At 68.0% G+C, this 25,517-nt stretch carries 26 protein-coding genes; 12 read left to right on the top strand and 14 right to left on the bottom strand.

The window, feature by feature from the left end; all coding sequences use genetic code 11:
- Nucleotide 1: 1 nt before the first annotated feature.
- From C6A82_RS02590 to C6A82_RS02580, 3 genes are read right to left on the bottom strand one after another with little or no spacing between them, the layout of a single operon-like run.
- Entirely contained in the window at nt 2–520 is a 519-nt protein-coding gene (locus C6A82_RS02590) for a mycothiol transferase (protein WP_105346272.1), read from the bottom strand.
- Between the two features lie 10 nt (nt 521–530).
- Nucleotides 531–956 carry a hypothetical protein gene (locus tag C6A82_RS02585; protein WP_142405985.1) on the bottom strand — a complete coding sequence of 142 codons (426 nt, stop codon included), beginning with the start codon at nt 954–956 and terminating at the stop codon, nt 531–533.
- Between the two features lie 23 nt (nt 957–979).
- The gene (locus C6A82_RS02580) at nt 980–1,369 is read right to left on the bottom strand and encodes a VOC family protein (RefSeq protein ID WP_105346268.1); all 390 of its coding nucleotides are present in this window, start codon (nt 1,367–1,369) and stop codon (nt 980–982) included.
- Nucleotides 1,370–1,410: 41 nt separating this feature from the next.
- Here C6A82_RS02580 and C6A82_RS02575 point away from each other — a divergent pair, with 41 nt between their 5' ends.
- A complete protein-coding gene (locus C6A82_RS02575) occupies nt 1,411–3,186 on the top strand; it encodes an amidohydrolase family protein (protein WP_105346290.1) in 1,776 nt (591 codons plus the stop codon).
- Nucleotides 3,183–3,740: a carboxymuconolactone decarboxylase family protein gene (locus tag C6A82_RS02570; RefSeq protein WP_105346266.1), complete on the top strand. Its 558-nt coding sequence runs from the start codon at nt 3,183–3,185 to the stop codon at nt 3,738–3,740. Before C6A82_RS02575 ends, C6A82_RS02570 begins: the two co-directional genes overlap by 4 nt.
- Here the strand turns inward: C6A82_RS02570 and C6A82_RS02565 are convergent.
- Nucleotides 3,729–4,556, bottom strand: a complete 828-nt coding sequence (locus C6A82_RS02565; RefSeq protein ID WP_105346265.1) for an SDR family oxidoreductase — start codon at nt 4,554–4,556, stop codon at nt 3,729–3,731. The genes C6A82_RS02570 and C6A82_RS02565 overlap by 12 nt on opposite strands.
- 163 nt (nt 4,557–4,719) lie before the next feature.
- On the opposite strand from C6A82_RS02565, the gene C6A82_RS02560 reads away from it, so the two are divergent.
- Nucleotides 4,720–5,097 (top strand): hypothetical protein, encoded by a 378-nt coding sequence (locus C6A82_RS02560; RefSeq protein WP_105346264.1) that lies wholly within the window; start codon nt 4,720–4,722, stop codon nt 5,095–5,097.
- A gap of 67 nt (nt 5,098–5,164) precedes the next feature.
- On the opposite strand, the gene groL is transcribed toward C6A82_RS02560, so the two are convergent.
- Both groL and C6A82_RS02550 read right to left on the bottom strand, forming a co-directional pair.
- On the bottom strand, nt 5,165–6,790 hold the full coding sequence (gene groL / locus C6A82_RS02555) for a chaperonin GroEL (RefSeq protein WP_105346263.1): 1,626 nt from the start codon (nt 6,788–6,790) through the stop codon (nt 5,165–5,167).
- A gap of 180 nt (nt 6,791–6,970) precedes the next feature.
- Entirely contained in the window at nt 6,971–7,534 is a 564-nt protein-coding gene (locus tag C6A82_RS02550; protein WP_105346261.1) for a TetR/AcrR family transcriptional regulator, read from the bottom strand.
- 263 nt (nt 7,535–7,797) lie between these two features.
- Between C6A82_RS02550 and C6A82_RS02545 the strand changes: the two genes are divergently transcribed.
- Nucleotides 7,798–8,718 (top strand): SDR family NAD(P)-dependent oxidoreductase, encoded by a 921-nt coding sequence (locus C6A82_RS02545; RefSeq protein WP_105346259.1) that lies wholly within the window; start codon nt 7,798–7,800, stop codon nt 8,716–8,718.
- On the opposite strand, the gene C6A82_RS02540 is transcribed toward C6A82_RS02545, so the two are convergent.
- On the bottom strand, nt 8,690–9,766 hold the full coding sequence (locus C6A82_RS02540; RefSeq protein WP_105346257.1) for a PE-PPE domain-containing protein: 1,077 nt from the start codon (nt 9,764–9,766) through the stop codon (nt 8,690–8,692). The genes C6A82_RS02545 and C6A82_RS02540 overlap by 29 nt on opposite strands.
- Nucleotides 9,767–9,862: 96 nt before the next feature.
- Nucleotides 9,863–10,549 (bottom strand): M24 family metallopeptidase, encoded by a 687-nt coding sequence (locus C6A82_RS02535; RefSeq protein ID WP_105346255.1) that lies wholly within the window; start codon nt 10,547–10,549, stop codon nt 9,863–9,865.
- Between the two features lie 33 nt (nt 10,550–10,582).
- Here C6A82_RS02535 and C6A82_RS02530 point away from each other — a divergent pair, with 33 nt between their 5' ends.
- Together C6A82_RS02530 and C6A82_RS02525 are read left to right on the top strand one after the other, a co-directional pair.
- Nucleotides 10,583–11,080, top strand: coding sequence for a cupin domain-containing protein (locus C6A82_RS02530; protein ID WP_105346254.1), 498 nt, complete (start codon nt 10,583–10,585; stop codon nt 11,078–11,080).
- Nucleotides 11,081–11,161: 81 nt separating this feature from the next.
- On the top strand, nt 11,162–12,886 hold the full coding sequence (locus tag C6A82_RS02525) for a DEAD/DEAH box helicase (protein ID WP_311101634.1): 1,725 nt from the start codon (nt 11,162–11,164) through the stop codon (nt 12,884–12,886).
- Here the strand turns inward: C6A82_RS02525 and C6A82_RS02520 are convergent.
- The 5 genes from C6A82_RS02520 to C6A82_RS02500 form a co-directional block, all read right to left on the bottom strand.
- Entirely contained in the window at nt 12,883–13,359 is a 477-nt protein-coding gene (locus C6A82_RS02520; protein ID WP_105342139.1) for an SRPBCC family protein, read from the bottom strand. The genes C6A82_RS02525 and C6A82_RS02520 overlap by 4 nt on opposite strands.
- 95 nt (nt 13,360–13,454) lie before the next feature.
- Complete coding sequence (locus C6A82_RS02515; protein WP_105342141.1) at nt 13,455–14,273, bottom strand: HAD-IIA family hydrolase; 819 nt, start codon at nt 14,271–14,273, stop codon at nt 13,455–13,457.
- Between the two features lie 21 nt (nt 14,274–14,294).
- Nucleotides 14,295–15,716, bottom strand: coding sequence for a PH domain-containing protein (locus C6A82_RS02510; RefSeq protein WP_105342144.1), 1,422 nt, complete (start codon nt 15,714–15,716; stop codon nt 14,295–14,297).
- Nucleotides 15,717–15,754: 38 nt separating this feature from the next.
- Nucleotides 15,755–16,240, bottom strand: coding sequence for a PH domain-containing protein (locus tag C6A82_RS02505; RefSeq protein WP_105342143.1), 486 nt, complete (start codon nt 16,238–16,240; stop codon nt 15,755–15,757).
- 14 nt (nt 16,241–16,254) lie between these two features.
- Complete coding sequence (locus C6A82_RS02500; protein ID WP_199193604.1) at nt 16,255–17,325, bottom strand: IS110 family transposase; 1,071 nt, start codon at nt 17,323–17,325, stop codon at nt 16,255–16,257.
- Between the two features lie 243 nt (nt 17,326–17,568).
- On the opposite strand from C6A82_RS02500, the gene C6A82_RS02495 reads away from it, so the two are divergent.
- The 6 genes from C6A82_RS02495 (at nt 17,569) to C6A82_RS02470 (ending at nt 24,061) form a co-directional block, all read left to right on the top strand.
- Entirely contained in the window at nt 17,569–18,480 is a 912-nt protein-coding gene (locus C6A82_RS02495; RefSeq protein WP_105342147.1) for an SDR family NAD(P)-dependent oxidoreductase, read from the top strand.
- On the top strand, nt 18,480–19,679 hold the full coding sequence (gene glp, locus C6A82_RS02490) for a gephyrin-like molybdotransferase Glp (protein ID WP_311101633.1): 1,200 nt from the start codon (nt 18,480–18,482) through the stop codon (nt 19,677–19,679). The genes C6A82_RS02495 and glp overlap by 1 nt, the downstream gene beginning before the upstream one ends.
- Nucleotides 19,680–19,705: 26 nt before the next feature.
- Nucleotides 19,706–20,407, top strand: coding sequence for a phosphatidylserine decarboxylase (locus C6A82_RS02485; RefSeq protein ID WP_105341278.1), 702 nt, complete (start codon nt 19,706–19,708; stop codon nt 20,405–20,407).
- Complete coding sequence (pssA, locus tag C6A82_RS02480; RefSeq protein ID WP_311101632.1) at nt 20,404–21,261, top strand: CDP-diacylglycerol--serine O-phosphatidyltransferase; 858 nt, start codon at nt 20,404–20,406, stop codon at nt 21,259–21,261. The genes C6A82_RS02485 and pssA overlap by 4 nt, the downstream gene beginning before the upstream one ends.
- Before the next feature lie 10 nt (nt 21,262–21,271).
- Entirely contained in the window at nt 21,272–23,470 is a 2,199-nt protein-coding gene (locus C6A82_RS02475; protein ID WP_311101838.1) for an AAA family ATPase, read from the top strand.
- Nucleotides 23,471–23,611: 141 nt separating this feature from the next.
- Nucleotides 23,612–24,061, top strand: coding sequence for a DUF1707 domain-containing protein (locus C6A82_RS02470; protein WP_105346142.1), 450 nt, complete (start codon nt 23,612–23,614; stop codon nt 24,059–24,061).
- Here the strand turns inward: C6A82_RS02470 and C6A82_RS02465 are convergent.
- Nucleotides 24,044–25,477, bottom strand: coding sequence for an FAD-dependent monooxygenase (locus tag C6A82_RS02465; RefSeq protein ID WP_105346140.1), 1,434 nt, complete (start codon nt 25,475–25,477; stop codon nt 24,044–24,046). The two genes, C6A82_RS02470 and C6A82_RS02465, sit on opposite strands and share 18 nt — an antisense overlap.
- Nucleotides 25,478–25,517 lie beyond the last annotated feature (40 nt).

Here is a 25,517-nt window from a genome sequence, read left to right as displayed (position 1 = left end):
GTCAGCGGGCGATGCCGCGGATGTAGGCGGCCTGCCCGAGGTGCTGCGCGGCGTCGTCGATGATGCTGACCAGCCTCGCGCTCGCGGTGACCGGCGGTGTCCAGTGGGTGTCGACGACGCGGCTCAACTCCTGCGCGGTCACCGACGCGATGTATTCCAGCGTCACCTTGTGCACGGCGTGGTAGTAGCCGGCCAGCAGGTCCGCGGGCATCCGCACCTTGCCGACGTCGTCGGCGGTGTGCCCGTAGCCGTGGTCATTTCCCCCGAGGTCGAGGCCCAGCCGGTCCGCCCACCCGTCGCGCGTCCACACCTGTTCGACGCCTGCGAGGTGGCAGAGTTGCAGGTCCTGTTGGCGCGCGCTGTGCCAGATCAACCACGCGATGCTGTTGGCTTCCGCGGTCGGCCGAAAGAACGAGACCTCGTCGGTCAGGCCGTCGGTGAGGTCGTGGACGTGCTCGATCTGGCGGGTGAAGGCGTCGCGCAGTAGTTCGCGCACCGGTTGGTCGTCGGAGTCAGCCATGGGACCGACGCTACCCCGCTGCCGCTGTTTGCTCCTCGGCGTCGACCATCACTCCGGACAGCGATGCCTGACAGAACAGGATCTCGCCGGGATTGCGCATGTTGATCGTCATGCGCGCGAGCTGACCGGTGACGACGTACGCCAGCACAGGCTGACTCATGGTCCAGCTGTCGTAGGGAATTGCGGTGCCCGCCAATCCGGTCCGGCTCATGCCGAAGTGGAACCGCACGCCGACGGAGGTGTCGGTCGGGGTGCTGGTGACCAGTTCGGCAACCTCCACCACCGTGGTGTTCACCTTCGGCCGGACCAGCGCACCGACATGGTGAATCACCAACAGCTTGCCTTCGGGGACCGACGGGAAGTTGAGAAAGCAGTGATAGTTGTTCGACGTACCGACCGCATCCCACGAGAACGGCGTGCCCGTGCCGATGTTCATCTGGAGAACGCTAACGCCGAGCGTCACTGCTGCGGCGGCGAACCGTGGAAGACGGCCTCCACGTTGTTGCCATCGGGATCGCGCACGAAGGCCCCGTAGTAGCCCGGGTGATACTCCGGCCAATACCGAGGTTCATGCAGGGATTCGGCGCCCAACCGGATTGCGGCGTCGTGGAATGCGTGCACGGCGTCGTGATCCGTGGCGTGGAAGGCGACGTGCACCTCGCGGTTAGGGCCGCCCGCCTCGCCGGCACTCATGTCGGCGATCCAGAAGTCGGGTTTGCCGTCCCTGCCGTATCCGATGGCCACGTGGTAGTCCAGTTGCCGGGTGTAGCCCAGCACGCCGAGGACCTCGTCGTAGAAGGTCTTCGATTTCTCCCAGTCCGCACAGTTGATGCCCAGGTGGTCGATCACGGCCCCATCCTGGCATGGCGCGGCGACGCGGACGTAGATTCTTGGCCATGGACCTGATCATCCGCAACGGCACGATCGTCGACGGCCTGGGCGGCGAGCCGTTCGTCGGCGATGTCGCGATCTCCAACGGCGTGATCGCCGCGGTGAACCGCGCAGACAGCACCGCGGTGAACCGCGCAGACAGGACCGCCGTCGGATCCGTCGATGGCGAGGGCGCGCGGGAGATCGACGCGACCGGGCTTCTGGTCACCCCGGGTTTCGTCGATCTGCACACCCACTACGACGGGCAAGCCATCTGGAGCGACCGGATGTCGCCGTCGTCGGCCCACGGTGTGACGACCGCCGTGATGGGCAACTGCGGCGTGGGTTTCGCCCCATGCCGCGCAGAGGACCACGAGGTTCTGGTCGACGTGATGGCCGGCGTCGAGGACATCCCCGGCGTCGTGATGGTCGATGGGTTGCCATGGAACTGGGAGACGTTCCCGGAGTTCATGGATGCGCTCGATGCGCGCGAGCGTGACATCGACGTGGCTGCGTTTCTGCCCCACTCCCCGCTGCGGGTCTATGTGATGGGCCGGCGCGGTGTGGAGCGCGAAACCGCTACGGCAGAGGATCTTTCGCTGATGCGCAAGTTGGCAGCCGAGGCGATCGAGGTTGGGGCGCTCGGCTTTGCGTCGTCGCGGCTGACGATCCACAAGACCGAGAGCGGCCAGCCGATACCGAGTTACGACGCCGCGCAGACCGAGATCGAGGCCATCGTCGCAGGAGTCGACGATGCAGGCGGCGGCCTGATCCAGTTCGTTCCCGACCTGCTCGCCACGGACTACGAGCAGGCGCTGCAAACAGTGTTCGAGGCGGCGACCGAGGTGGGACTGCCGGTGACCTTCACCTTGGCGATCGGGAACGCGGGTCCCCCGTTGCATCTGGATGCGCTGCGGTTGGTGGAGAAGTTCAATGCGGACGGCGGCGATATCACCGCGCAGATCTTCCCACGACCGATCGGATTGGTCATCGGGCTCGAACTGTCGGGGAACCCGTTCGTGATGTATCCCAGCTACCGCGAGATCGCGGGGCTTCCGTTGGCCGAGCGGGTGGCCGAGATGCGTAAACCCGAAGTGCGGGAACGCATTCTGAACGACAAGCCGGCGTCTGACGGTCACCCGCTGATGTTCGCGGTGCAGGCGTTCGACTGGATCTTCCCGCTCGGCGACCCGCCGAACTACGAACCGGACCCGTCAGACAGCATCGCCGCCAGGGCGAAGGCCCGCGGCGTCAGCCCGTTGGAGGAGGCCTATGACCAGCTGCTCGACGACGACGGCCACGCGATGCTGCTCGTCACGCTGGCCAACTTCCGCGACGCTTCGCTGGACACCGTGGCCGAGCTGGTCCGTCGCGAGGACGTGGTGCTCGGCCTCGGCGACGGCGGTGCGCATTACGGAATGATCTGCGACGCAAGCTTTCCCACCTACATGCTCACGCACTGGGTGCGCGACCGCGCGACGGGCAGGCTGACCGTGGCCGAGGCGGTTCGCCAGCTGACGTCGGTGCCCGCACGGGTCGGCGGGCTGGCCGACCGCGGCCGCATCGCCGTCGGATACAAGGCCGACGTCAACGTCGTCGATCCCGCCGCGCTTCGCCTGCACAGGCCGACGGTCCGCTACGACCTGCCGGCGGGCGGCCGCAGGCTCGACCAGACCGCGGAGGGCTACGTCGCGACGATCGTGTCGGGCGAGATCATCGCCCGCAACGGCGTGCCGACCGACGCCCGCCCGGGCAAGCTGGTCCGCGGTCGTCAGGCCGCGCCCGCGACGCCGTGACGCGCGTCGCCCCTCTTGCTCCGCCGTGGAGCGAGGCGGATGCGGCCGAGATCAACAGCTGGGGCCATCCGGACCGCACTTATGAACCGCTGCTGCTGGTGCGGTGCGTGCAACGGCATCCGGCGCTGGCTGCGCGGCTGCGCAAGCTGGGCGCGGCGCTGTACACCGAGGCCCGGCTTCCCGCCCGTGTGCGGACGATCGCGATCCTGCGGATCTGCGCGCTGCTGCGATGCGCATACGAGTGGGGTGGACAGGCGGCGTTCTGGGGTCCGATCGCCGGCGTCAGCGACGACGAGTGCGACGCGCTGGTGACCGGTGCGGACGCCGACTGGTCGTCGGCCGAGCGTGTGCTGATCGATGCGGTCGACGAAATCGAACACACCGGGTCGTGGACGGAGGCGACGTGGCGCGCGCTCGGCGGGAACCTTGACGACGAGCAGCGGATGGAACTGCTGATCGCGGTCGGCTGGTATCGCACCATCTGCACGCTGTGTAACGGACTGGCGTTGCCCGTCGAGGGCTGGATGCGGCGCTGGCCCCTCTCAGCCGAATGAGCGGCGGTCGCGGCGCAGCCCTGGGTGCTGCCTGGCCAGCGTCTTGAGCAGGATCGGCCGTGGAAGTGCCTGCATGAAGCGGGTACTCACCACATTACGCAGGCCCGCGATCACCATGCCGCGGTCCTTCTCCAGCGCTTCGACGCCGATGCGGGCGACTTCGCGCGAGGACATCCACAAGAACTTCGGGAACGCCTCGGCGAACTTGTCCTCGTCCATGCCCGCGGCTTGCAGGAACTCGGTGCGAACCGGGCCGGGCGCGAGCATGGCGACGGTCACGCCGGTGCCCGCGAGTTCGCCGCGGACGCCGTCGGTGTAGGTCTTCACGAACGCCTTGGTGGCCGCGTAGCCGGCCTGCCCCGGAAACGGGTGATAGCCCGCCGTCGACCCGACGTTGAGGATCGCGCCGCGACCGCGCGGCACCATCTGCTGAACGGCGCGGGTGGTCAGGTCGATGACGGCCTCGACGTTGACGCGCACCTGGGCGATCTCATCGGCGACCGGGGTCCTGGTGACTGAGCCGATCGTGCCGATGCCCGCGTTGTTCACGAGGATGTCGAGTGTCAGACCGCGGTCGGCGACGGCGTCGAAAAGGCCCGCGCGGGCGTCGGGGTCGGCGACGTCACCGGCGATCGCCTCGACACGCACCGTCTTTCCGAGTTCTTCTGCGAGTTCGCGGAGTTTGTCCTCCCGGCGGGCCACCAGTGTGACGCCGTGGCCGCGGGCGGCGAGTTCGCGCGCGATGTCGGCGCCGATACCCGACGAGGCACCGGTGACGACGGCAGTGGAGGTCGGCGATGGGGTTGGTAGAGGCATGGCTCGAACCTAGCTGTCGCGACTCACGACGACTTTGCCGGTCATCCGGCCGGACTTGGGGCCCGGCGCGAGAAACCCTGACGGCCCGAGCGCTCATCCACGTACAGAATTGAGCGCCGAAACCGTACAAGAGTGAGCGCTCGGCGGGGGTTACGCTCAGTCCATGAGCGTCAAGGTGGACCTCGATCAACTTGCCGGGGCGGTGGCCGATTTCGCGTTCGCCTACCTGATCACGGTCGGCGACGACTATCGCGCCCACACCGTCGCCGTCGACCCTGTCCTCGCTGACGGCGTCTTCGATGTCGGGGCCGTCGGCAACAGCACGCGGCGCAACGCATCCGCGCATCCGGCTGTCACCCTCGTCTGGCCGCCGCGCGGCCCTGGCGGCTACACGCTCATCGTCGACGGTCACGCCGAGCTCACCGACGAGGCGCTGACCGTGTCGCCCGACCGCGCCGTGCTGCATCGCCCCGCGGCACCGGGCGTGCCGACCGCATCCGGCTGCGACGACGACTGCGTGCCGCTGGACAGGAAGGCGTGAACCTGGCAGACACAAAAAGGCCCGACCCCTTGTGGGGGCCGGGCCTTTTCGTAAGCGAAGGACCGACTTAGAAGTCCATTCCGCCCATACCACCGGTCGGGTCGCCGACGGGTGCGGCGGCCTTCTCCGGCTTGTCTGCGACGACCGCTTCGGTCGTCAGGAACAGCGCCGCGATGGACGCAGCGTTCTGCAGCGCCGAACGGGTCACCTTGACCGGGTCGGCGACGCCCGCCTTGAGCAGGTCCTCGTACTCGCCGGTGGCGGCGTTGAGGCCGGTGCCCGCCGGGGAGTTGGTGACCTTCTCCGCGACGACGCCGGGCTCCAGCCCACCGTTGAACGCGATCTGCTTCAGCGGAGCCGACAGCGCCACGCGGACGATGTTGGCGCCAGTGGCCTCGTCGCCCTCGAGCTTCAGCTCGTCCAGCGCGGGCGCGCTCTGCAGCAGGGCCACGCCACCGCCGGCGACGATGCCCTCCTCGACGGCCGCCTTCGCGTTGCGAACGGCGTCCTCGATGCGGTGCTTGCGCTCCTTGAGCTCCACCTCGGTGGCGGCGCCCGCCTTGATCACCGCAACACCGCCTGCCAGCTTGGCCAGGCGCTCCTGCAGCTTCTCGCGGTCGTAATCGGAGTCGCTGTTCTCGATCTCGGCGCGGATCTGCGAAACCCGGCCCGCGATGGCATCGCCGTCGCCGGCGCCCTCGATGATCGTGGTCTCGTCCTTGGTCACGACAACCTTGCGCGCCTTGCCGAGCAGCTCGACGCCTGCGGTCTCCAGGGAGAGGCCGACCTCTTCGCTGATGACCTGGCCACCGGTGAGGATCGCCATGTCCTGCAGCATCGCCTTGCGACGGTCGCCGAAGCCGGGCGCCTTGACGGCGACGGACTTGAAGGTGCCGCGGATCTTGTTCACGACCAGGGTCGACAGGGCCTCGCCCTCGACGTCCTCGGCGATGATCAGCAGCGGCTTACCCGACTGAATGACCTTCTCCAGCAACGGAAGCAGGTCCTTGACGGTCGAGACCTTCGACGACACCAGCAGGATGTACGGATCCTCCAGGACCGCTTCCTGACGCTCGGCGTCGGTGACGAAGTAGCCCGAGATGTAGCCCTTGTCGAAGCGCATGCCCTCGGTGAGCTCCAGCTGGAGGCCGAAGGTGTTCGACTCCTCGACGGTGATGACGCCCTCGTTGCCGACCTTGTCCATGGCCTCGGCGATCAGCTCGCCGATGGACGGGTCGCCCGCCGAGATGCCCGCGGTGGCAGCGATCTGCTCCTTGGTCTCGACCTCCTTGGCCGACTTCAGCAGCGTCTCGGTGATCTTCTCGACGGCCTTCTCGATGCCGCGCTTCAGACCGAGCGGGTTGGCGCCTGCCGCGACGTTGCGCAGACCCTCGCGCACCAGCGCCTGGGCCAGCACGGTGGCGGTGGTGGTGCCGTCGCCTGCAACATCGTCGGTCTTCTTGGCGACTTCCTTGACCAGCTCAGCGCCGATCTTCTCGTAGGGGTCCTCCAGCTCGATCTCCTTGGCGATGGACACACCATCGTTGGTGATCGTGGGGGCGCCCCACTTCTTCTCCAGGACGACGTTGCGGCCCTTGGGGCCCAGCGTCACCTTTACCGCGTCGGCGAGGCTGTTGAGGCCCCGCTCTAGGCCGCGACGGGCCTCTTCGTCATACGCAATTGTCTTGGCCATTGCGAAGTGATTCCTCCGGATTGGGGATGGCACGTCTATGGCCGGGATCAGTGCCCGCGACGGACGGCTGGGGATGTGCTCCGCGAGTGCGGCCCCGGCCTCACCGTCCCGACCTAGCACTCACTGGTCGCGAGTGCCAATTGCATTTCTAGCACTCGACCAGGGAGAGTGCAAGGTCGTTCACCGCGCGCGAAGGCCGTCGAGGAAGACTTCCGTCGCCCGTTCTGCGGTGTCGGGATACGCGGCCTGCATCGCACTGGCGCCGGTCAGCAGTGCCTTGACATCGCGCACGGAGAGATCGGATCGCACGGTGCCCGCCTTCTGGCCGGCCCGCAGCAGGTCATCGAGCATCTGCAGGAAACCCGCCTCCACCTCGGGCATCGCGGTGGCGATGTCGATCCCGACACCGGCCAGTGCCTCGGTCAGACCTTGGTCGGTGGCACCCCACTGCAACACCATCGACCGGAGGAAGGCGAACAGGGCATCGCCGGGATCACCCGAGTCGAGAAGCGCGCGACCGCCGTCGATGATGGTGGTGATGCGATTCTCGACGACCGCACGGTATAGGTCGTCCTTTGTCGGGAAGTGCCGGTAGACGGTGCCTGCGCCGACGCCCGCGCGACGCGCGATCTCGTCGATCGGCACCGAAAGGCCGTCGGCGGCGAAGGTCTCGTAGGCCACCTCCAGCACTCGGGCGCGGTTGCGTGCCGCGTCCGCCCGCAACGGCCGATCCGGCTGAGTCAGAACACACTCCTCAAATCGAGTAACCGGGGCACTTGCTCCGCTTAATATCCCATGGGCGCCGGGTGCTCGAACTTGTACGCTTCACATAACTGGCGTGGTCGCAGGGATATGGCCCAGGATGGAACGTCGACGGCCCGCTGTAGGGTCCCGGCCACATCACCCTGACGGGACCGTGAACGGGAACAAATAAGCGGGGCGTGCGTTCCGTATAGTCATACCAAACGGAGCGTCCGCCCCGTTTAAGCCGATTGCAGGAGACCGCCATGACAAACTGGACCACAACCGACATGCCGGACCAGACGGGCCGTACCGCCGTCGTCACCGGCGCCAACACCGGGCTGGGCTATGAAACGGCCAAGGCGCTCGCAGAAAAGGGCGCGCACGTCGTGCTCGCGGTGCGCAACGCCGACAAGGGCAACGACGCCGCCGCGCGCATCGGCAACGCCGCCGCCGGCGCCAGCGTCGTGGTCCAGGAACTCGACCTCACGTCGCTCGACTCGATCCGCCGGGCCGCCGAGGAACTGCGGGCCACGCACGAGACCATCGACCTGCTGATCAACAACGCAGGCGTGATGATGACGCCGAAGTCGACCACCAAGGACGGCTTCGAATTGCAGTTCGGCACAAACCATCTCGGGCACTTCGCGTTCACCGGCCTGCTCCTCGACCACATTTTGGCAGCGCCGGGATCCCGCGTCGTCACCGTCAGCAGCGTCGGGCATCGGTTCGCCCGCAACGGCATCCGCTTCGACGACCTCCAGTGGGAGAAGGATTACGGCCGCGTCGCGGCGTACGGCCAGTCCAAGCTCGCCAACCTGATGTTCACCTACGAACTGCAGCGCCGGCTGCAAGGCACCCGCACCATCGCCGCGGCCGCACACCCCGGCGGCTCGCGCACGGAGCTGTCACGCAACCTGCCGACCGCCGTGCGTGTCGTCGAAGGCGTGCTGCAACCGCTCTTCCAGGGGCCCGAAATGGGCGCGCTTCCCAGCCTGCGGGCCGCTACCGATCCGGGCGTCATCGGCGGTCATTACTTCGGCCCCGACGGATTCGCCGAACAGCGGGGTTATCCCGTCGTGGTGAGTTCCACCAGGGTGTCGCACGACGTCGACGCGCAGAAGCGGTTGTGGGCGGTGTCGGAGGACCTGACGGGCGTCACATTCCCGGTTCCCGCGCTGGTCTGATCGCCGCGATCGTCTTCTTCAACTGCCCGACGCCGGCCTCGACGCGGTCGCGGATATCTCTGCCGGCGGCCTGGACGGCCTGGCGCAACTCGCTGCGGTGCTCACGGCGCTGCCGACCGAGATCGGTCGCGGTGCCGGTGAGCGCCCGCACCGGTTCTCTGGCCTGCTGCTGACTCTGCACGTTGCGGCGGATTTCCCCGTCGTACAGATACGGGCGGGTGTCCCCCGGTTCGTCGTGTCGCACGTAGCCGGCGTCGACGACGGGACGCAGAACCTTGTCCGCTGTGTCCACCAACGCATTTGGCACGCCGACATCACGGAACACCTGCGTCAGAGGCAGGTGCTCCGTCGGCACGAGATACGTCTTGACGTTCCCGTCCTCCGTGGGTGTCAGGCCGCTGACGTCCGCAGTGAAACTCGGCGGTCCGTGGACGTAGGCGATGCCCAATATCGCGTTGGCGGAGGACACCGCGTTCCACGGACGATCGGGCGGATCAGACCAGCCGTCGTACTCACCGACCACGATCGTTGTGTCGTAGGGAGAATCCGCGACGCGACGGATGCGGTAGTTCAAGATGGGGATGTAGGTGCCCTCCTTGAAGTACTCGGAGATGCCGACGTCCGGTGAGGCGATCAACACGAAGCTGATGTCCTCTGTCCGCGGGCTACCGTTCTTCGCCAGCTCCTCCGCGACTCGCCAGGCAACCATGGACCCCATCGACTCGCCGATGACCACGACTTCGCCGTTGGTGTCGAGAACAGCGGCGGTCGTTTGCGTCACGCCTTCCGCGAGGGCTCTGTTCGCGACGAGCGGATCCTGCGAGTAGCCGACGATCTGCGAAGACAGATCGCCGTGGAAGTGCTCACCGATCCTCGGGTAGGTGGCGGCGACGGTCGGATAGAGCGGGTTGATCGCCTTGAAGGGCATGGCGCCTGGAATCAGGATCGCTTCTTCGGCTTGGCCGATTCCCTCCGCCAGCGCCCCCGACGCCAACAGCAGCGAGGATGTGGCGATGACGGGAACCAACCGTTTGCTCCAGTTGACCATGGCCTGAGGCTCGCACACAGATCGTCGTTCGCCCCTCCGGTTTGCGAAGTTTGAAACGGAGGGCGAATCGGAGCAGACCGGCGTTACACTCCCCTGCTACGACAGGTCGAGCAACTCTTCGTGAAAGCCGCCGAACGCTCGCTCGGGATCGGTGAGATGCACCTCGAGGATCCAGTGGCAGATGTGCCCCGCGCGGTCCGTGCCCCGCATCGGAGTGTTCGACCCAGGCGCGATGTAGGACTCGCTGCGGTCGCCGTCAATCAGCTCATGCGGGAACTCGCCGACCAGATGGCCCGCGATCGTCCCGCCGAACTCCCAACCCGCGTCACGACTCAATTGCACGACGTGATCGAACAGTTCGGCGCCGGTGACGTCGCGATGGGAGTCGAAGTACTCGCGTCCCTTCGCCCAGACCCGCGGCAGGTCGTCGCGCAGGGCGTTCTTTACCGGATCGTCGCCGAGCACGAACGTCCGCCCGAAGTCGGCCTCCCAGTGGTCGAAGATCGGACCGAAATCGCAGAAGAGGATGTCGTCGTCGGCGATCATCCGGTCGGGTGGATTCTCCCGGTACGGCTGCAGCGTGTTCTCTCCCGCACGCACGATCCGCTTGTGCCAATGGCGCTCGACGCCGAACATCTCAGCGGCCAGATCTCGGATCTCGTCGGACAGTTCGCGTTCACCGACACCCGCGCGGATCATCCCCCTGCGCTCGATCTCGTCGAACAACTGCGCGGCCTTACCCTGGGCATCGAGGAGCTTCTGGGCCCGCAGACGCTCGTCCATTTCTGTAGATGCTACGACCGCAATGGAGCGTTGATGTCACTGATTGTTCCGCCCTACCCGCCGCCCCGATACACCCGCGACGATCCGGAAGTCAGCGCCTGGGTCCGACGCGGCAGCGAGCCTGCGGACTACGAATCCTTCGGTCTGGTCAAGTACCACTATCTGGCCAACCAGCAGGCCACCGACGGCGACTACGGCCTGTACCGCGTCGAGATCGCGCCCAACGGCGGCGGCCCGGGGCCGCACTTCCACCGTGCGATGTCGGAGGCCTTCTTCGTGCTCTCGGGAACGGTGAAGCTCTACGATGGCAACGAGTGGACCGACGGCACACAGAACGACTTCCTCTACGTTCCGCCGGGCGGCATCCACGGCTTCCGCAACGAATCCGACCAGCCGACATCGATCCTCATGCTGTTTGCTCCCGGCGCACCTCGCGAGCATTATTTCGAGGGGCTGGCCCGACTCGGCGACCTGACCGACGATGAGCGCCGCGAATGGTTCATCAAGAACGACAACTTCTCCGTCGACTGACCGCGACACGGCGTCCCTGCGGAGATGCACACCCGTAATCCGTTGCGTTAGGCTGCTGTCCGATCAGTTGAGGAGTTCTGGGTGCGGGTTGATGCAGCGCCCGACACCCAGGCTTTGCGGAGCTGGCAGCGTCGGGCATTGGTGCGGTATCTTGCCGCCCAGCCTCGAGATTTCCTTGCCGTCGCGACGCCAGGCTCGGGTAAGACGGCCTTTGCCCTGCGCATCGCCGGCGAGCTGCTGGCCGACGGTGCCGTCGAGCAGATCACCGTGGTCGTACCGACCGAACACCTCAAAATCCAGTGGGCGATGGCCGCCGCCCGGCTGGGCATCGCACTCGATCCGAAGTTCAGCAACTCGGCCGCGCACACGTCGAAGGAGTACCACGGCGTCGTCGTCACCTACGCCCAGGTCGCCAGCCACCCGACCCGGCACCGGGTGCGCACGGAGAACCGCCGCACGCTCGTGGTGTTCGACGAGATCCACCACGGCGGCGACGCCAAGAGTTGGGGGGAGGCCATCCGCGAAGCATTCGGCGACGCGACCCGGCGCCTCGCGCTCACCGGCACCCCGTTCCGCAGCGACGACTCCCCGATCCCGTTCGTCAGATACGAACCCGACACTTCCCCCGATGCTCTTCGCGCAAGCGGCTCATCGCAAGGCCTGATGCGCTCGCAGGCCGACCACACCTACGGCTACGCCGAGGCGCTCGCCGACGGCGTGGTCCGCCCCGTGGTCTTTCTCGCCTACTCCGGCGAGGCGCGGTGGCGGACGAGCGCGGGCGAGGAACACGCAGCCCGGCTGGGCGAACCGCTGAACGCCGAGCAGACGGCGCGGGCCTGGCGCACGGTTCTCGACGCGAAGGGCGAGTGGATCCCCGCAGTGCTGCAGGCCGCCGACACGCGGCTGACGCAGAAACGCAACGGCGGTGTGCCCGACGCGGGCGCGATGGTCATCGCCTCCGACCAGAGGGCCGCGCGCGCCTACGCCACCGTGCTCACCGAGTTGACCGGCGAGAAACCGACGCTCGTGCTGTCCGACGATCCCGGCTCCTCGGCGCGGATCGCGGAGTACGCCGCGGGAACCGGCCGGTGGCTGGTGGCGGTCCGGATGGTGTCCGAAGGCGTCGACGTGCCGCGACTGGCGGTCGGCGTCTACGCCACCAGCGCGTCGACACCGCTGTTCTTCGCGCAGGCGATCGGCCGTTACGTGCGGTCGCGGCGACCCGGCGAGACGGCGAGCATCTTCCTGCCGTCGGTGCCTGCGCTGCTGGATCTGGCCAGCGAGATGGAGGCCCAGCGCGACCACGTCCTCGGCAAGCCGCACCGCGAGGGGCATGGTTTCGACGATGAGGCGCTCGCCGATGCGAAGCGGGAGAAGTCCGAGGCCGACGAGGACGCCGGGTTCGAATCGCTTGGCGCCGACGCCGAACTGGATCAGGTCATCTTCGACGGGTCATCGTTCGGGACGGCGACACCAGCGGGAAGCGACGAGGAGGCCGACTATCTCGGCATACCCGGCCTGCTGGACGCCGACGCGATGCGAGACCTGTTGCGGCGCAGGCAGGAAGACCAGATCTCCAAGCGCACCGCTTCGGGTGAGGTGCCGCGGGTCTCGACACACGGCCAGCTGCGCGAGCTGCGCAGCCAGCTCAACGCGCTCGTCTCGGTCGCCCACCATCGGACCGGTAAGCCGCACGGCTGGATCCACAAGGAACTGCGCCGCATCTGCGGCGGCCCGCCGATCGCGGCCGCGACGAGCGAACAGCTCAAGGCCCGCATCGAGGCCGTGCGGGAGCTGCGGACCTAACGCGCTTCTGCGATATCGGCCAGGTGGCGTAGCGAGTTGTGGAGATGCGACGGCTCGAACGGCGGGAACGAGATGTGCTCGCGCACCTGCGACGGCACCGCCGACCAGTCATAGGTCAGCGTGACATCGGTGCGGCCGTCGCCGACCGGTTTCAGGTCGTAGCGCCAGAACCAGCCGCCGAAATCGAGGTCGGCGTCGTCGGGGCCCTGACCAGGCTGCCATGCGATCACGCGCGGCGGGTCGAACACCTCGACCCGGTTGGCCATCTCGTAGTAGCCCTCCGGGTGGTTGTCGTGATGCATGCCCATCCGGAAGATCTGGCCGGCTTCGGTGACGGGCTTGCCGTCGAGCGATTCGCGCACCCAACCGGTGCCGTCGATCGCTGCATGCGTGGCCGGGTCGGCCAGCACCTCGAACACGGTGCCGGCGGGTGCATTGACGGTGGCGCGGACACTCAGCTTGTCTTCGTTCATGACAGTGCAGACCGTCCGCGGCCGCCAAACTCATCGAGTCTGCGGGGAGATCGTCATCTGAGGCGACATCGCGATCTGTCAGCAGACTCGGTGGATCAGAGACCCAGCACCCCAGGCAGGTCGGCCACCGAGTCGATGACGTGGCTTGGCTGCATCGCGAACTCGTCGGCGGCCCACCGGTCGAGGGTGTCCTGCCGGAACTTGCCGGTGCGTACGAGCACGCCGGTCATGCCGACCACCTGGGCGGCCAGCACGTCGTTGTTGAGGTCGTCGCCGATCATGTACATCTCGTCGGGATCGACACCGAGACGCGTTGCGGCAGCGAGGAAACCGGCGGGTGCGGGTTTACCGACGGCGTTGGCCTTGCGCCCCGATGTCTCCTCCATCCCGATCAGGTACATGCCGGTGTCGATGCGCAGCCCCTCCGTGGTGTTCCACGACGTGCTGCGGTGCATGGCGACGACGGGTATGCCCTGAGCCATCCAGTCGTAGACCCGGCTCAGCGTCAGGTGGTTGTACTCGGGGCCCGCGCCCCCGAGCAGGATCACGTCGGGGGTTTCCGGCGCGGGTTCGCCCTGGCCGTGGTCGCTTGCGTAGACGATGTCGATGCCCGGCATGTCCTCGGCGATCTGACCGCTGTTGACGAGGAAGCACCGGGCGTCGGGATACTGGCCGCGGACATACTCCGCGGTCAGCGCGGCGGCGGTGATCACCTCGTCGGCGGCCACGTCCATCCCCGCGTCGGTCAGCAGTCGGGCGATCTGCTTACGCGTGCGCGTGGTGGTGTTGGTCAGATACGAACGGGCGATCTGGTTGTCCGCCAGCACGCGAAGCGTCTCGGCTGCGCCCTCGATCGGCTGCCATGAGGTCACCAGGACGCCATCGATGTCGAAGAGCACGCCACCGACCGCCATGGTGCGACGATAAACGCCTTGCTAGCGGCGCGCCCACTGACTGTCGGCGACCCACGGTGAGGCGGTGCCCGCAATCGTCCAGCTGAGTTCGGCAGGCACGTCGATGACCTGATAGTGCTTGGTGCCCGCCGCGGTCGCCGCGATGAGGGTCGCCACGTGTGCCCGGCGCTGGAGGAACGTCTGCCGAACGGTCCATCCGATGATGCCTTCTGCGGCGATACAGTCGCGACGGCGTTCCAAGCTACCGGTCCGCGCGACCAGCCACCGTCCGTCGACCCGGTGCCCCAGCGCGCGCACCCGGTCGGCTGCCAGCAGTGCGCAGCACACCGCCAGCGCCGCCACCAAGAGCCACACCCATGCCGGCACCGCAACGAACACCGATGCGATTGCCACGCCGACGGCGAGGGCAGCAGGCAGCGCCAGTCCGCGCGTCCAGCGTCTGCGCGCTGCCGCCCGCCCGTGGCCGCGCACAGGTCCGCCTACCGCGTTCGCGTCGCAGATCAGATCGGTCAGCACGGATTCGGCTGTGCGCGCGGGGCATGGCGGCAGGAGAAGCGACGCTTCGCCCGCTCCGGCGACACCTGTCATCACCGCGTCCAGCCGTGCCCCGCCGAGCAGCCGGACGAGCAGCGGCTGGCGCAGGGTGCCACCACGCAGCCTGCGCATGTCGAAGGTGTGCTCACGCTTGCGCAGCAGACCGTGGGTCAGGTGCAGGACTTCCGCGTCGCGTCGCAGCATCAGGTTCCCGAAGGTCAGCAGCGACCGCAGCACCGACAGCGCCACCGAGGCGAATACCACGACCGCGACGACGGCGGCGACGCTTGCGACCACACCGAACCGCTGTGCAGCGTCGCGCCCTGACTCGGCGAGGCGCGAATGCTCGAGCACCGCACCGAGGCCCGCCTGGTAGACCACGCCCACTGCGGCGAGGATCATCGCCAGCCCGGTGAAGCTCAGCGGGCTGTAGCGCAGCCAGGACGGGTGCCAGCGGGCCAGCAGTTGACCCGGTGATTGCTGCGGACCGGCCGCCTCGTCGGCGGGTGCCAGCGAGTCGGCGAGCAGGATGGACCGAAGCCGAGGCACCTCCTCGGCGCGCACCGCGTCCAGCGCGAACTCTCCAGCCGTCGCCTGCTGCCCGGTGCTGACCCGGAGCACCGTCAACCCCAGTAGCTGGTGCAGGAGCCGGGCGTCGGTCTGCACCGAGCGAATCCTGTTGCGCGGCACCGACACCACCTTGCGCTGCAGGACGCCGGTGCGCAGCTGCACCTCGTCGGGCTCGATGCGGTAGGTGGTGGTGAACCACCGCAGCACGCCGACACCTATCGTCACCGCGAGCGCGGCGAAGGTCCACCACGAGTTGCCCGTCGCCGAGCCGAGCACCACCGCGCCGACGAGCAGCGGAATCTGCCGCAGCACCTCATGTACTGGGTGTACCAACAACATTCGCGGGCTGAGCCGATGCCACAGCAGCTCCGGTGAGGTCACGTCGCGTCCTCGGCGCCGATCGCGGCGATGTCGGTGAGCTGCGACACCACCCGGTCGGCCACCGGCGCGTCAAGAGCCACGATGCGAACCGCGCCGGCCGACGACGCCGTCGTCACCGTGACGTTGGCCAACCCGAACAGCCGGTCCAGCGGACCGCGGTACGTGTCAACGGTCTGCACCCGGGAGACCGGTGCGATCCTGCGCTCCTGCACCAGCCAGCCCGTCCGGGTGTAGACCGCCTGCGGACTGATGTCCCAGCGGTGCACCCGGTAGCGCCAGAGCGGGACCACGCCGACGAACACCACCACACCCAGCAGGGTGACCGCACCCGCGAGAATGTGCGCCCAGGCCGGGCTGCTCTCGATCGCGAACCACACCGCCTGGGCGACAGCGAGCACCAGCCACGGGATCGCCGCACCGATCGCCCACACCAGCGGTGCCTTGCGGCTCGGCGGGTTGGCGGGATCAACCAAGTCCGACATGGGTTTCTCCTATGTCAAGCCGCTGCCGGTTGGCATGGCTGATGTCGGTTGTTGTGGTCGGTGTGGAGGTGGTGAAACACCACGCGGGCGAGTCGGCGTTTAAGGCATCGCAGAGCCTCGGTGCTGGAATCGCCGTGGGCGAGGCGGTGGCGGTAGTAGGTCTGGCCCAAGCCCTCGAGGCGGATCTGAGTCACGGCGATGCGGTGGAGGGCGGCGTTGAGTTGGCGGTTGCCCGAACGGGTCATCCGGACTCGTCCTGCAGTGTTTCCCGACCACACCGGGATGGGTGCCACGCCGCTGTGTCGGGCGAAAGCCGCCTCGCTCTTAAAGCGCATGACGCCGGCGGTTTCACCGATGATTTTGGCTGCAGTCAGCTCCCCGCAACCGGGCATCGCCAGCAGCGCCGCAGCGGCGACACGGATGCGTTCGCCGATCCGCTTGGCTAACGTGTTGATGCTCTGAGTCAGGCGAGTGATGTCGGCGAGCTCATCGCGGGCCAGCTCGGCGACCAGGCCGGGCTGGCTGTCCAGCCAGTTGCCGAGCAGCTGGCGATGTTTGGCGCGGTCGAGCGACGCCCGTTTCGGTGCCCGTGACGGATCGAGTTCGTGAATGCGCCATAACAACCGGTTGATCGTCGCAGTTCGTTGCGCCACCAGGTCTTCCCGACGATCAACAAGCAACTTCAGCTCCCGTGAAACCTCATCATGAGAGGCGACCGGCAAATCCGGTTCCCGCAGGTAGGCACGCGCCACCGCCAACGCATCAATCGGATCGGACTTGCCCCGAGTCCGCGCAGACTTACGTGTCAAGGCCATCAACTTCGGCGGCACCCGAACCACCTTCTGGCCCGAAGCCAACAGATCCCGCTCAAGGCGGGCCGACAGATGCCGACAGTCCTCGACCGCCCAGACCAACTCGGCACCAAACTGAGCGCGAGCCCAGCGCACCGCTTGACGATGCCCCTCGGTCGTGGCATCGACGACCTTCTCGCACAGTTTGCGTCCCACTTCATCGACCGCGACGAACGTATGGGTTCGCTTGTGAACATCGGCTCCAACAACAACCATGGTGGTTGCCTCCTTCATTGAGAGGTGACGGTTGGGCCGGTCGGCGGACACATCTCAGTGGGGGCGACGCCACGCTCCTATCAAGTCACGCCGGCCGGTCCTTCACACCTGATGCCGACAAAACGCATGAACGCCAACCAGAAGGCGGCACCGACGCTACGAGCCAGACACCAGGTGATCAGGATCCAACCACCGCCAGAAGCGGCAACCTCACCCTGACACTGAGAACGACGGTAACCGTCCCGCAGTAGTGTGCTGATCATGAGCCAGAAGTGGACCGCCGCCGATGTACCAGACCAGTCCGGCCGGATCGCCATCGTCACCGGCGCCAACTCCGGCCTCGGCTACGACACCGCAGCCATCCTCGCCGACAAGGGCGCGCACGTCGTGCTCGCCGTGCGCAACCTCGACAAAGGCAAAGAAGCCGTCGACCGGATCAAGGCCGCCAGCCCGAATGCCGTCGTCGCCCTCCAGGAGCTGGATCTGTCGTCGCTCGACAGCGTCCGCAAGGCGGCGGATGAACTGCGCGCCGCACACCCCCGCATCGACCTGCTGATCAACAACGCAGGCGTGATGTACGTGCCGACGCGCGAGACCACCAAAGACGGCTTCGAGATGCAGTTCGGCACCAACCACCTCGGCCACTTCGCGCTGACGGGCCTGCTTCTGGACAACATGCTGTCGGTCGACGGGTCCCGCGTGGTCACGGTCAGCAGCGTCGGACACCGCCTAATGGCCCGCATCCACTTCGAAGACCCGCATCTTCAGCGCAAGTACAACCGTGTCGAGGCGTACGGCCAGAGCAAGCTCGCCAACCTGATGTTCACCTACGACCTGCAGCGGCGGCTGAAGCTCAAGGGCGTGCCGACCGTCGCACTCGCCGCCCATCCCGGCTTCTCCGACACCGAGTTGATGCGCTACCTGCCCGACTTCATCCCGAACTTCGTGTGGAAGATCGGCACCCAGCCCGCCGACAAGGGCGCGCTTCCTACGCTGCGCGCCGCTACGGATCCCGGTGCGCAAGGCGGCCAGTACTACGGCCCCGACGGCCTCGGCGAGGTCAAGGGCAGCCCGAAAGTGGTTGCCTCGAGCGCACAATCGCGCAACGAGGAACTGCAGCGGCGGCTGTGGACGATGTCGGAAGAGTTGACCGGCGTCACCTATCCCGTCTGATGCGATCGGTCGAAGAGCACCAGAGCGTCGTGGCCGCTCTGATCACGTCGCGCTCGCCGGTGTCGGTGCCGCTCGCCGACACGCTCGGACTGGTCCTCGCCGAGGATGTGGTGGCCCCGCTGTCGCTGCCAAACTTCGACAACTCGGCGATGGACGGCTACGCCGTGGTCGCCGAGGACATCGCGGAAGCCAGTGACGACCACCCCGTGCAGCTTCCCGTCGCCGAGGACATCCCTGCCGGCCGAACTGATGCGCTGACGCTGAAAGGCGGTACCGCACACCGGATCATGACCGGCGCGCCGCTACCGGCGGGAGCCACCGCCGTCGTCCCCGTCGAGGCCACCGACGGCGCGACGGACACCGTGTCGATCCGAGCGGCGGCCAGGACCGGACAACACATCCGGCACGCGGGTGAGGACGTCGAAGCGGGCACCACCGTGCTGCGGGCCGGTCAGGTCGTGACACCGGCCGCGCTCGGGCTTGCCGCCGCACTCGGCTTCGGCGAGCTGACCGTCGTTCCGCGGCAACGGGTTCTGGTGCTGTCGACGGGGTCGGAACTCGTCGCACCCGGCACTGCGCTGAAACCGGGACAGATCTACGAGTCGAACGCCGTGATGCTGGCCGCCGCCGCCACGGACGCGGGCGCATCGGTGACCACGGCACCGATGTCCAGCGACGACGTCGAGGAATTCCGCGCGGTACTGGATGGCCATGCCGGCGAGGCGGACCTGATCGTCACCACCGGCGGGGTGAGCGCGGGTGCCTACGAGGTGGTCAAGGACGCACTAGGCGGGGAGGTGGAGTTCGTCAAGGTGGCGATGCAACCCGGCATGCCGCAGGGCGCCGGACGGATCGGGGAGACCCCGATCATCACGCTGCCGGGCAATCCGGTGAGCGCCCTGGTGTCGTTCGAGGTCTTCATCAGGACCCCCCTGCGCGCCGCGATGGGGCTGCCTGCGCCTGCGCGTCGACGGCTGACCGCCGAACTCAAGGAGGACCTGACCTCGCCGCGCGGCAAGCGTCAGTTCCGCCGCGGCGTGCTCGACGTCGCCAAGGGCGAGGTCACCAGCTACGGGCCGCCCGCGTCGCATCACCTGCGCTGGCTGGCCTCGGCGAACTGCCTGCTGGAGATCGGCGAGGAGGTCGCCGAGCTGGCGTCCGGCTCCCCTGTGCAGGTTTGGGACCTAGCCACGGGATAGCCAGCCACCCGTAGAATCGCGACACGATGGCCAGACGCCCCGACCTCCGATCAGGCCCCGCGCGACTGGTGGCCCTCGCGAAGACCACGATTCCCCCGATGCACCCCGCCGGACTGCCGTTCGTCGGCGCAGGTCTGGCGGTTGCCGCGGCGGGTCGCCGCAACCGGTGGCTGCGCCGCGCCGGTCTGGTGGCCGCGGGCGTCAACGCCGCGTTCTTCCGCCACCCGCCGAGGGTGCCGCCCACCCGCCCCGGCGTCATCGTCGCGCCCGCCGACGGGCTGATCTGCCTTGTCGAGGAAGCGGTGCCGCCCGCAGAGCTGAACCTGCCCGAACGTCCGCTGCAGCGGATCAGCATCTTCCTCTCCATCTTCGACGCCCATGTGCAGCGCATCCCGATCAGCGGCGAGGTGGTGTCCGTCGTGCACCGGCCAGGTCTGTACAAGTCCGCCGAGCTCGCGGCGGCCAGCCAGGACAACGAGCGCAACAGCGTGCTGATCCGCACGCCCGAGGGTCGTGAGGTGATAGCCGTGCAGATCGCGGGCCTGGTGGCCCGGCGCATCGTCTGCGACATCAAGCCCGGCGAGAAAGTGACGATCGGAAAAACCTATGGCCTGATTCGATACGGGTCGCGGCTGGACACCTACCTGCCCGAGGGTTCCGAGGTGCTTGTGCTGCCCGGCCAGCGGGCCGTCGGCGGCGAGACGATCCTTGCGGAGTTGCCGCGATGAAGCCACGCGTCAAGCGCCCCGTCCTGAGCGTGCGCATGCTGCCGAGCGCGATGACCGTCGCGGCGATCTGCCTCGGCCTTTCCGCGGTGAAGTTCGCGCTCGACGACCGGCCGACCGAGGCGATGGCGTTCCTCGCGGTGGCCGCCATTCTCGATGCCCTCGACGGCCGCATCGCGCGGCTGCTCAAGGCAACCTCGAAGATGGGCGAGGAGATCGACTCGCTGGCCGACGCGGTGAATTTCGGTGTCGCACCGGCCTTCATCATCTACGGCACGCTGCTGTCGCATTCGCGGATCGGCTGGATCGTCGTCCTGCTCTACGCGGTCTGTATCGTGCTGCGGCTCGCGCGCTACAACACCATGCTCGCCGAGGACAAACCCGCCTACACCAACCAGTTCTTCGTTGGCATGCCCGCGCCGGCGGGCGCTATCGGCGCGATCGGCCCGCTGGCGGCCAAGATGCAGTTCGGCGACGGCTGGTGGACGTCGGAGCCCGCCGTGGTGATCTGGATGATCGGTGTGTCGCTGCTGGCTGTCAGCACGATCCCGATGCGCAAGATCCACACGTTCTCGATCTCGCAGAACATGGTGGTTCCGCTGCTGGCGCTGCTGGCTGTCCTCGTCGCCGCGTCAATTCTTTACGGCTACATCGTGATCCTGCTGATCATCCTCGCCTACCTCATCCATATCCCGTTCGCGGTGCGCACGACCGCATGGTTGTCCAAACACCCCGAGGTATGGGACGACAAGCCCAAGGCGCAGCGCCAGGCCCGACGGGCCATTCGCCGGTCCCAGCCGCGCGGACAGCGTCGATCGATGGCCCGACTCGGCCTCCGCAGACCGCCGGGCCCCTGACGTGACCGGGCTGGACGTCGCCGACCGCCGGGCGCCCCGACACCATCTCACCCTCACCGCGCGACTGAACACCTCTGCGCTCGATGCGCGGCGCGGGGTGGTCCGCTTACACCCGGAAGCCATTGCTGCGCTGGGCATCAGGGAGTGGGATGCCATCGCGCTGACGGGTTCGCGGACCACCGCGGCGGTCGCGGCCGTCGCACCGGATGGCACGCCCGCGGGCACCGCACTGCTCGACGACGTCACGCTGTCCAACGCCGGGCTGCGGGAGAACACCACGGTGCTCGTCGCTCCTGTCACGGTGTACGGCGCGCGCTCGGTGACGGTGCGCGGGTCGAACCTGGCCACCCGGTCGATCTCGTCGGCGACCTTGCGGCAGGCGCTGCTGGGGAAGGTGATGACGGTCGGCGACACGGTGTCGCTTCTTCCGCGCGAACTCGGCCCCGACATCCCGTCGTCCGCGGCGAGCAGCGCTCTTGCGTCGGCGGTCGGCATCACCTGGACGTCCGAGCTGCTGACGGTGACCGGTGTTGATCCGGTCGGACCTGTTAGCGTGCAGCCGAATTCGGTTGTCAGCTGGGGCGACGGAGTGACTCCGTCACCGCAGCCGACGTCGGGCCAACACGTCATGATCACCCCCGAGCAGGCTCCCGCGCCCGCTATCAGTTTCGACGACCTCAAGGGGGCACACGCGCAGGCGAGCCGCCTCACCGAATGGCTCAAGCTCGCTCTCGACGAACCCGACCTGTTGAAGACCCTCGGCGCCACAGCCAATCTCGGCGTGCTGGTGTCCGGGCCTGCCGGTGTCGGCAAGGCGACCATGGTCCGTACCGTGTGCGCGGGCCGCCGACTCGTCGAGTTGGACGGACCCGAGGTGGGTGCGCTGCGCGCTGAGGACCGGCTCAGCAGTGTGGCGTCGGCGGTGGCGAGCGTGCGCGACGGCGGCGGCGTGCTGCTGATCACCGACATCGACGCGCTGCTGCCCGAGACGGCGGAGCCGGTCGCCACACTCATCCTCACCGAACTGCGCAACGCGGTCGCGACACCCGGCGTCGCGTTCGTCGCGACGTCGGCGGTGCCCGAGGCCGCCGATGTCCGGTTGCGGGCGCCCGACCTGTGCGACCGCGAACTCGGCCTGAGCCTGCCCGACGCCGCGACCCGCAAACAGCTGCTAGAGGTGTTGCTGCGCAACGTGCCCGTCGACGATCTTGCCCTCGACGAAATCGCCGAACGCACACCGGGTTTCGTCATCGCCGACCTTGCCGCCCTGGTGCGGGAGGCGGCCTTGCGGGCGGCAGCGCGAGCCAGTGAGGATGACAAACCGCCGACGCTGACCCAGGTGGACCTGACCGGCGCGCTTGGCGTTATCCGGCCGCTGTCGCGCTCGGCCACCGAAGAGGTGGCCGTCGGTTCGATCACGCTCGACGACGTCGGCGACATGGCCGACACCAAGCAGGCCCTGACCGAGGCCGTGCTGTGGCCGCTGCAGCATCCCGAGACGTTCGAGCGGCTCGGTGTCGAGCCGCCGCGCGGCGTGCTGCTGTACGGGCCACCCGGTTGCGGTAAGACGTTCGTGGTGCGGGCGCTGGCCAGTTCGGGCCGGCTGTCTGTGCACGCGGTCAAGGGCGCCGAGTTGATGGACAAGTGGGTCGGCTCGTCGGAGAAGGCGGTGCGCGACCTGTTCCGCCGGGCCCGCGACTCGGCGCCGTCTCTGGTGTTCCTCGACGAGCTCGATGCGCTCGCGCCTCGGCGCGGGCAGAGCTTCGATTCGGGTGTCACAGACCGGGTGGTGGCGTCGCTGCTGACGGAGCTCGACGGTATCGAGCCGCTGCGCAATGTCGTCGTTGTCGGCGCGACGAACCGGCCGGACCTGATCGACCCGGCGCTGCTGCGGCCAGGCCGGCTGGAGAAGCTGGTGTTCGTGGAGCCGCCCGACGCGGACGCGCGCCGCGACATCCTGCGCACGGCGGGTAAGTCGATTCCGCTGAGCGACGACGTCGACCTCGACGCGCTCGCGGACGAGCTGGACGGCTACAGCGCCGCCGACTGCGTCGCGCTTCTTCGGGAAGCGGCGTTGACGGCGATGCGACGCTCGATCGACGCCGCCGACGTGACGGCAGCCGATGTGGCGAAGGCGCGCGACACCGTGCGCCCGTCACTGGACCCTGTTCAGGTCGAGGCGCTGCGCGCATTCTCTGCCGGCCGCTGACTGCGATTTCGGCGCGCTGGTACACGCTCAGCGTCGATCAGCGCGCCGAAACCGACAACGCGAAATATCTTGACAGTGACAAGTTGAGAGCGCATAGTCGAAAGCGGAACTAGTCAGTGTCTAGATCATCGGGAGCACCGCATGACCGCCCCATTCGCTCCAGCCGTCCGCGCAGGAGACCGCGAACGGGAGAGGACGGCAGACCAACTCGGCTCCGCCCTCGCGCAGGGCTACCTCGAGATGGCCGAATTCGAGAGCCGGCTGCAGGCCGCGTTCGCCGCGCACACCACCGCCGAACTTCGCGCCATCGTCGCCGACCTCCCGCTGGCACAGCTTCGCCGCGACGACCCCCGCCGCCGCGAGGCACGCCGCGCCGCCGCGCGCCGCGGTGTCCACCTCCACCTGGCCGGCTACCTGGCGATGGTCGTCATCGTGCTGACGGTGTGGCTGGCCGTCGGCCTGACCGCTGGGGCGTGGTACTTCTGGCCGGTGTGGCCGATCCTCGGCGCGGGCATCGGCGTCGTCGGCCACGCGCTGCCGATCCGGTTCGCGACTGCCTGCCCGGCGCGTCAGTCACTTCTGAGCCGGTAGCCGCCAGTGCGCGATCGCGGCCGCGGCGTGCGACGCCGTCGGCGGCTGGTCATCGGCCCACGCGACATAGCCGTCGGGCCGCACCAGAACTGCCGCGGGCAGCGCACCGTCGTGAGGGGTGGCATGCACGACGTCGGCGCGGTCGACGTCGACCTCGTCGGTCGTCGCCAGCACGAACCGGCCCTCACGCAGCAGCTCGTAGAGCCGGCTGCCGCCGCAGTCGACGTCGGGCATCCGCCTGCCGACCATCGGGTGGTCGTCGCGGGAAGCCCGCGGATAGTTGATGCCGATCTGGCTCAGCCGGCCCGCCATGAACCTGCGGCCCGCCGGTACCCGGGTGATGGTTCCGATCGCCAGGCCCTGCACCATCCGTTGCACCCTCGACCGGCCCAACACCAGCTGGTTGAACGCGTCGGTCAGCCGTAACACCGCGGCACCGACCGGAAGGCGTTCTGTCTGATAGCTGTCCAGCAGCCAGGGCGGCGCAACGTCGCGGACCTCGGCAGCCAGCTTCCAGCCGAGGTTCATCGCGTCGCCGATGCCGGTGTTCATGCCCTGCCCACCCAGCGGGGAGTGCACGTGCGCGGCGTCGCCCGCGATGAAGACCCGGCCCGCGCGATAGCGCTCAGCCTGCTTGCGCTCGGACAGGAACCGCGAGCTCCATCGCGTGTCCGTCATGCCGTAGTCCTCGCCCGCGATGCGGTGAAACGAGTCGCGGATCTCGTCGACGGTGACCGGCTCGGTCAGCGGCGCCTGCTCGCGCAGCCGGTCCCACGCGATCGCGCGGAACCAGCCGTCGCCGAACGGGATCATCAGCACGGCACCGCGCTCGTTGGTGACACCGGTCAGCGTCCCCTCCGGCGCCCGGGTCAGTTGCACGTCGGCGAGCAGGATGTGGGTCTGGTACTGCTTGCCTTCGAACCCGATTCCGGCCAGCCGCCGGACGGTGCTGTGCGCTCCGTCGCATCCGACGACGTAGCGCGTTCGCACGGATGAGCCGTCGGCGCACGCCACGGTGATCCCGTCATCGTCCTGCGTCAGCCCGATCACCTCGGCGCCGCGCGTCACCAGTACGCCCATGTCGTCGACCCTGGCTCCCAGCACGTGCTCGGTGCCGCTCTGCGGGACGACGAGCAGCATCCCGAACCGTGTCGGCAGTTCGCGCAGGTTCATCGCGACCCCGCCCGGCGGCGCTATTTCGTAGACGGGCACCCCGCGCATCAGCAGATCGTCGGCCATTCCGCGCGCATCGAGCAGCTCCAGCGTGCGGGCGTGCACGGCGAACGCCCTGGTGATGTTCGGCATGTCGGTGCGCTCGTCGAGCAGCCGAACCGTCGCGCCTCCCAATGCGAGTTCGGTGGCGAGCATCAGGCCGGTCGGCCCCGCGCCGACCACTACCACATCGCATGCGTCCACGACGCGGGATGGTAGCGATATCCGCCCACGTAGACTGGGG

Source organism: Mycobacterium sp. ITM-2016-00318 (genome assembly GCF_002968285.2).
GTDB lineage: Bacteria > Actinomycetota > Actinomycetes > Mycobacteriales > Mycobacteriaceae > Mycobacterium.
Note: the sequence above shows the minus strand (reverse complement) of the source record. Positions and strands in the feature narration are given on the sequence as shown.

Bases quoted from the DNA above. Each gene is read 5' to 3' on its own strand.
- C6A82_RS02500 (WP_199193604.1), bottom strand. From the start codon at position 17,325: ATGAAGGAGGCAACCACCATGGTTGTTGTTGGAGCCGATGTTCACAAG.
- C6A82_RS02515 (WP_105342141.1), bottom strand. From the start codon at position 14,273: ATGGCGGTCGGTGGCGTGCTCTTCGACATCGATGGCGTCCTGGTGACC.
- C6A82_RS02485 (WP_105341278.1), top strand. From the start codon at position 19,706: ATGGCCAGACGCCCCGACCTCCGATCAGGCCCCGCGCGACTGGTGGCC.
- C6A82_RS02520 (WP_105342139.1), bottom strand. From the start codon at position 13,359: ATGAACGAAGACAAGCTGAGTGTCCGCGCCACCGTCAATGCACCCGCC.
- C6A82_RS02585 (WP_142405985.1), bottom strand. From the start codon at position 956: ATGAACATCGGCACGGGCACGCCGTTCTCGTGGGATGCGGTCGGTACG.
- C6A82_RS02530 (WP_105346254.1), top strand. From the start codon at position 10,583: ATGTCACTGATTGTTCCGCCCTACCCGCCGCCCCGATACACCCGCGAC.
- C6A82_RS02535 (WP_105346255.1), bottom strand. From the start codon at position 10,549: ATGGACGAGCGTCTGCGGGCCCAGAAGCTCCTCGATGCCCAGGGTAAG.
- C6A82_RS02540 (WP_105346257.1), bottom strand. From the start codon at position 9,766: ATGGTCAACTGGAGCAAACGGTTGGTTCCCGTCATCGCCACATCCTCG.
- C6A82_RS02470 (WP_105346142.1), top strand. From the start codon at position 23,612: ATGACCGCCCCATTCGCTCCAGCCGTCCGCGCAGGAGACCGCGAACGG.
- C6A82_RS02495 (WP_105342147.1), top strand. From the start codon at position 17,569: ATGAGCCAGAAGTGGACCGCCGCCGATGTACCAGACCAGTCCGGCCGG.
- C6A82_RS02510 (WP_105342144.1), bottom strand. From the start codon at position 15,716: ATGTTGTTGGTACACCCAGTACATGAGGTGCTGCGGCAGATTCCGCTG.
- groL (WP_105346263.1), bottom strand. From the start codon at position 6,790: ATGGCCAAGACAATTGCGTATGACGAAGAGGCCCGTCGCGGCCTAGAG.
- glp (WP_311101633.1), top strand. From the start codon at position 18,480: ATGCGATCGGTCGAAGAGCACCAGAGCGTCGTGGCCGCTCTGATCACG.
- C6A82_RS02590 (WP_105346272.1), bottom strand. From the start codon at position 520: ATGGCTGACTCCGACGACCAACCGGTGCGCGAACTACTGCGCGACGCC.
- C6A82_RS02565 (WP_105346265.1), bottom strand. From the start codon at position 4,556: ATGCCTCTACCAACCCCATCGCCGACCTCCACTGCCGTCGTCACCGGT.
- C6A82_RS02560 (WP_105346264.1), top strand. From the start codon at position 4,720: ATGAGCGTCAAGGTGGACCTCGATCAACTTGCCGGGGCGGTGGCCGAT.
- C6A82_RS02545 (WP_105346259.1), top strand. From the start codon at position 7,798: ATGACAAACTGGACCACAACCGACATGCCGGACCAGACGGGCCGTACC.
- C6A82_RS02505 (WP_105342143.1), bottom strand. From the start codon at position 16,240: ATGTCGGACTTGGTTGATCCCGCCAACCCGCCGAGCCGCAAGGCACCG.
- pssA (WP_311101632.1), top strand. From the start codon at position 20,404: ATGAAGCCACGCGTCAAGCGCCCCGTCCTGAGCGTGCGCATGCTGCCG.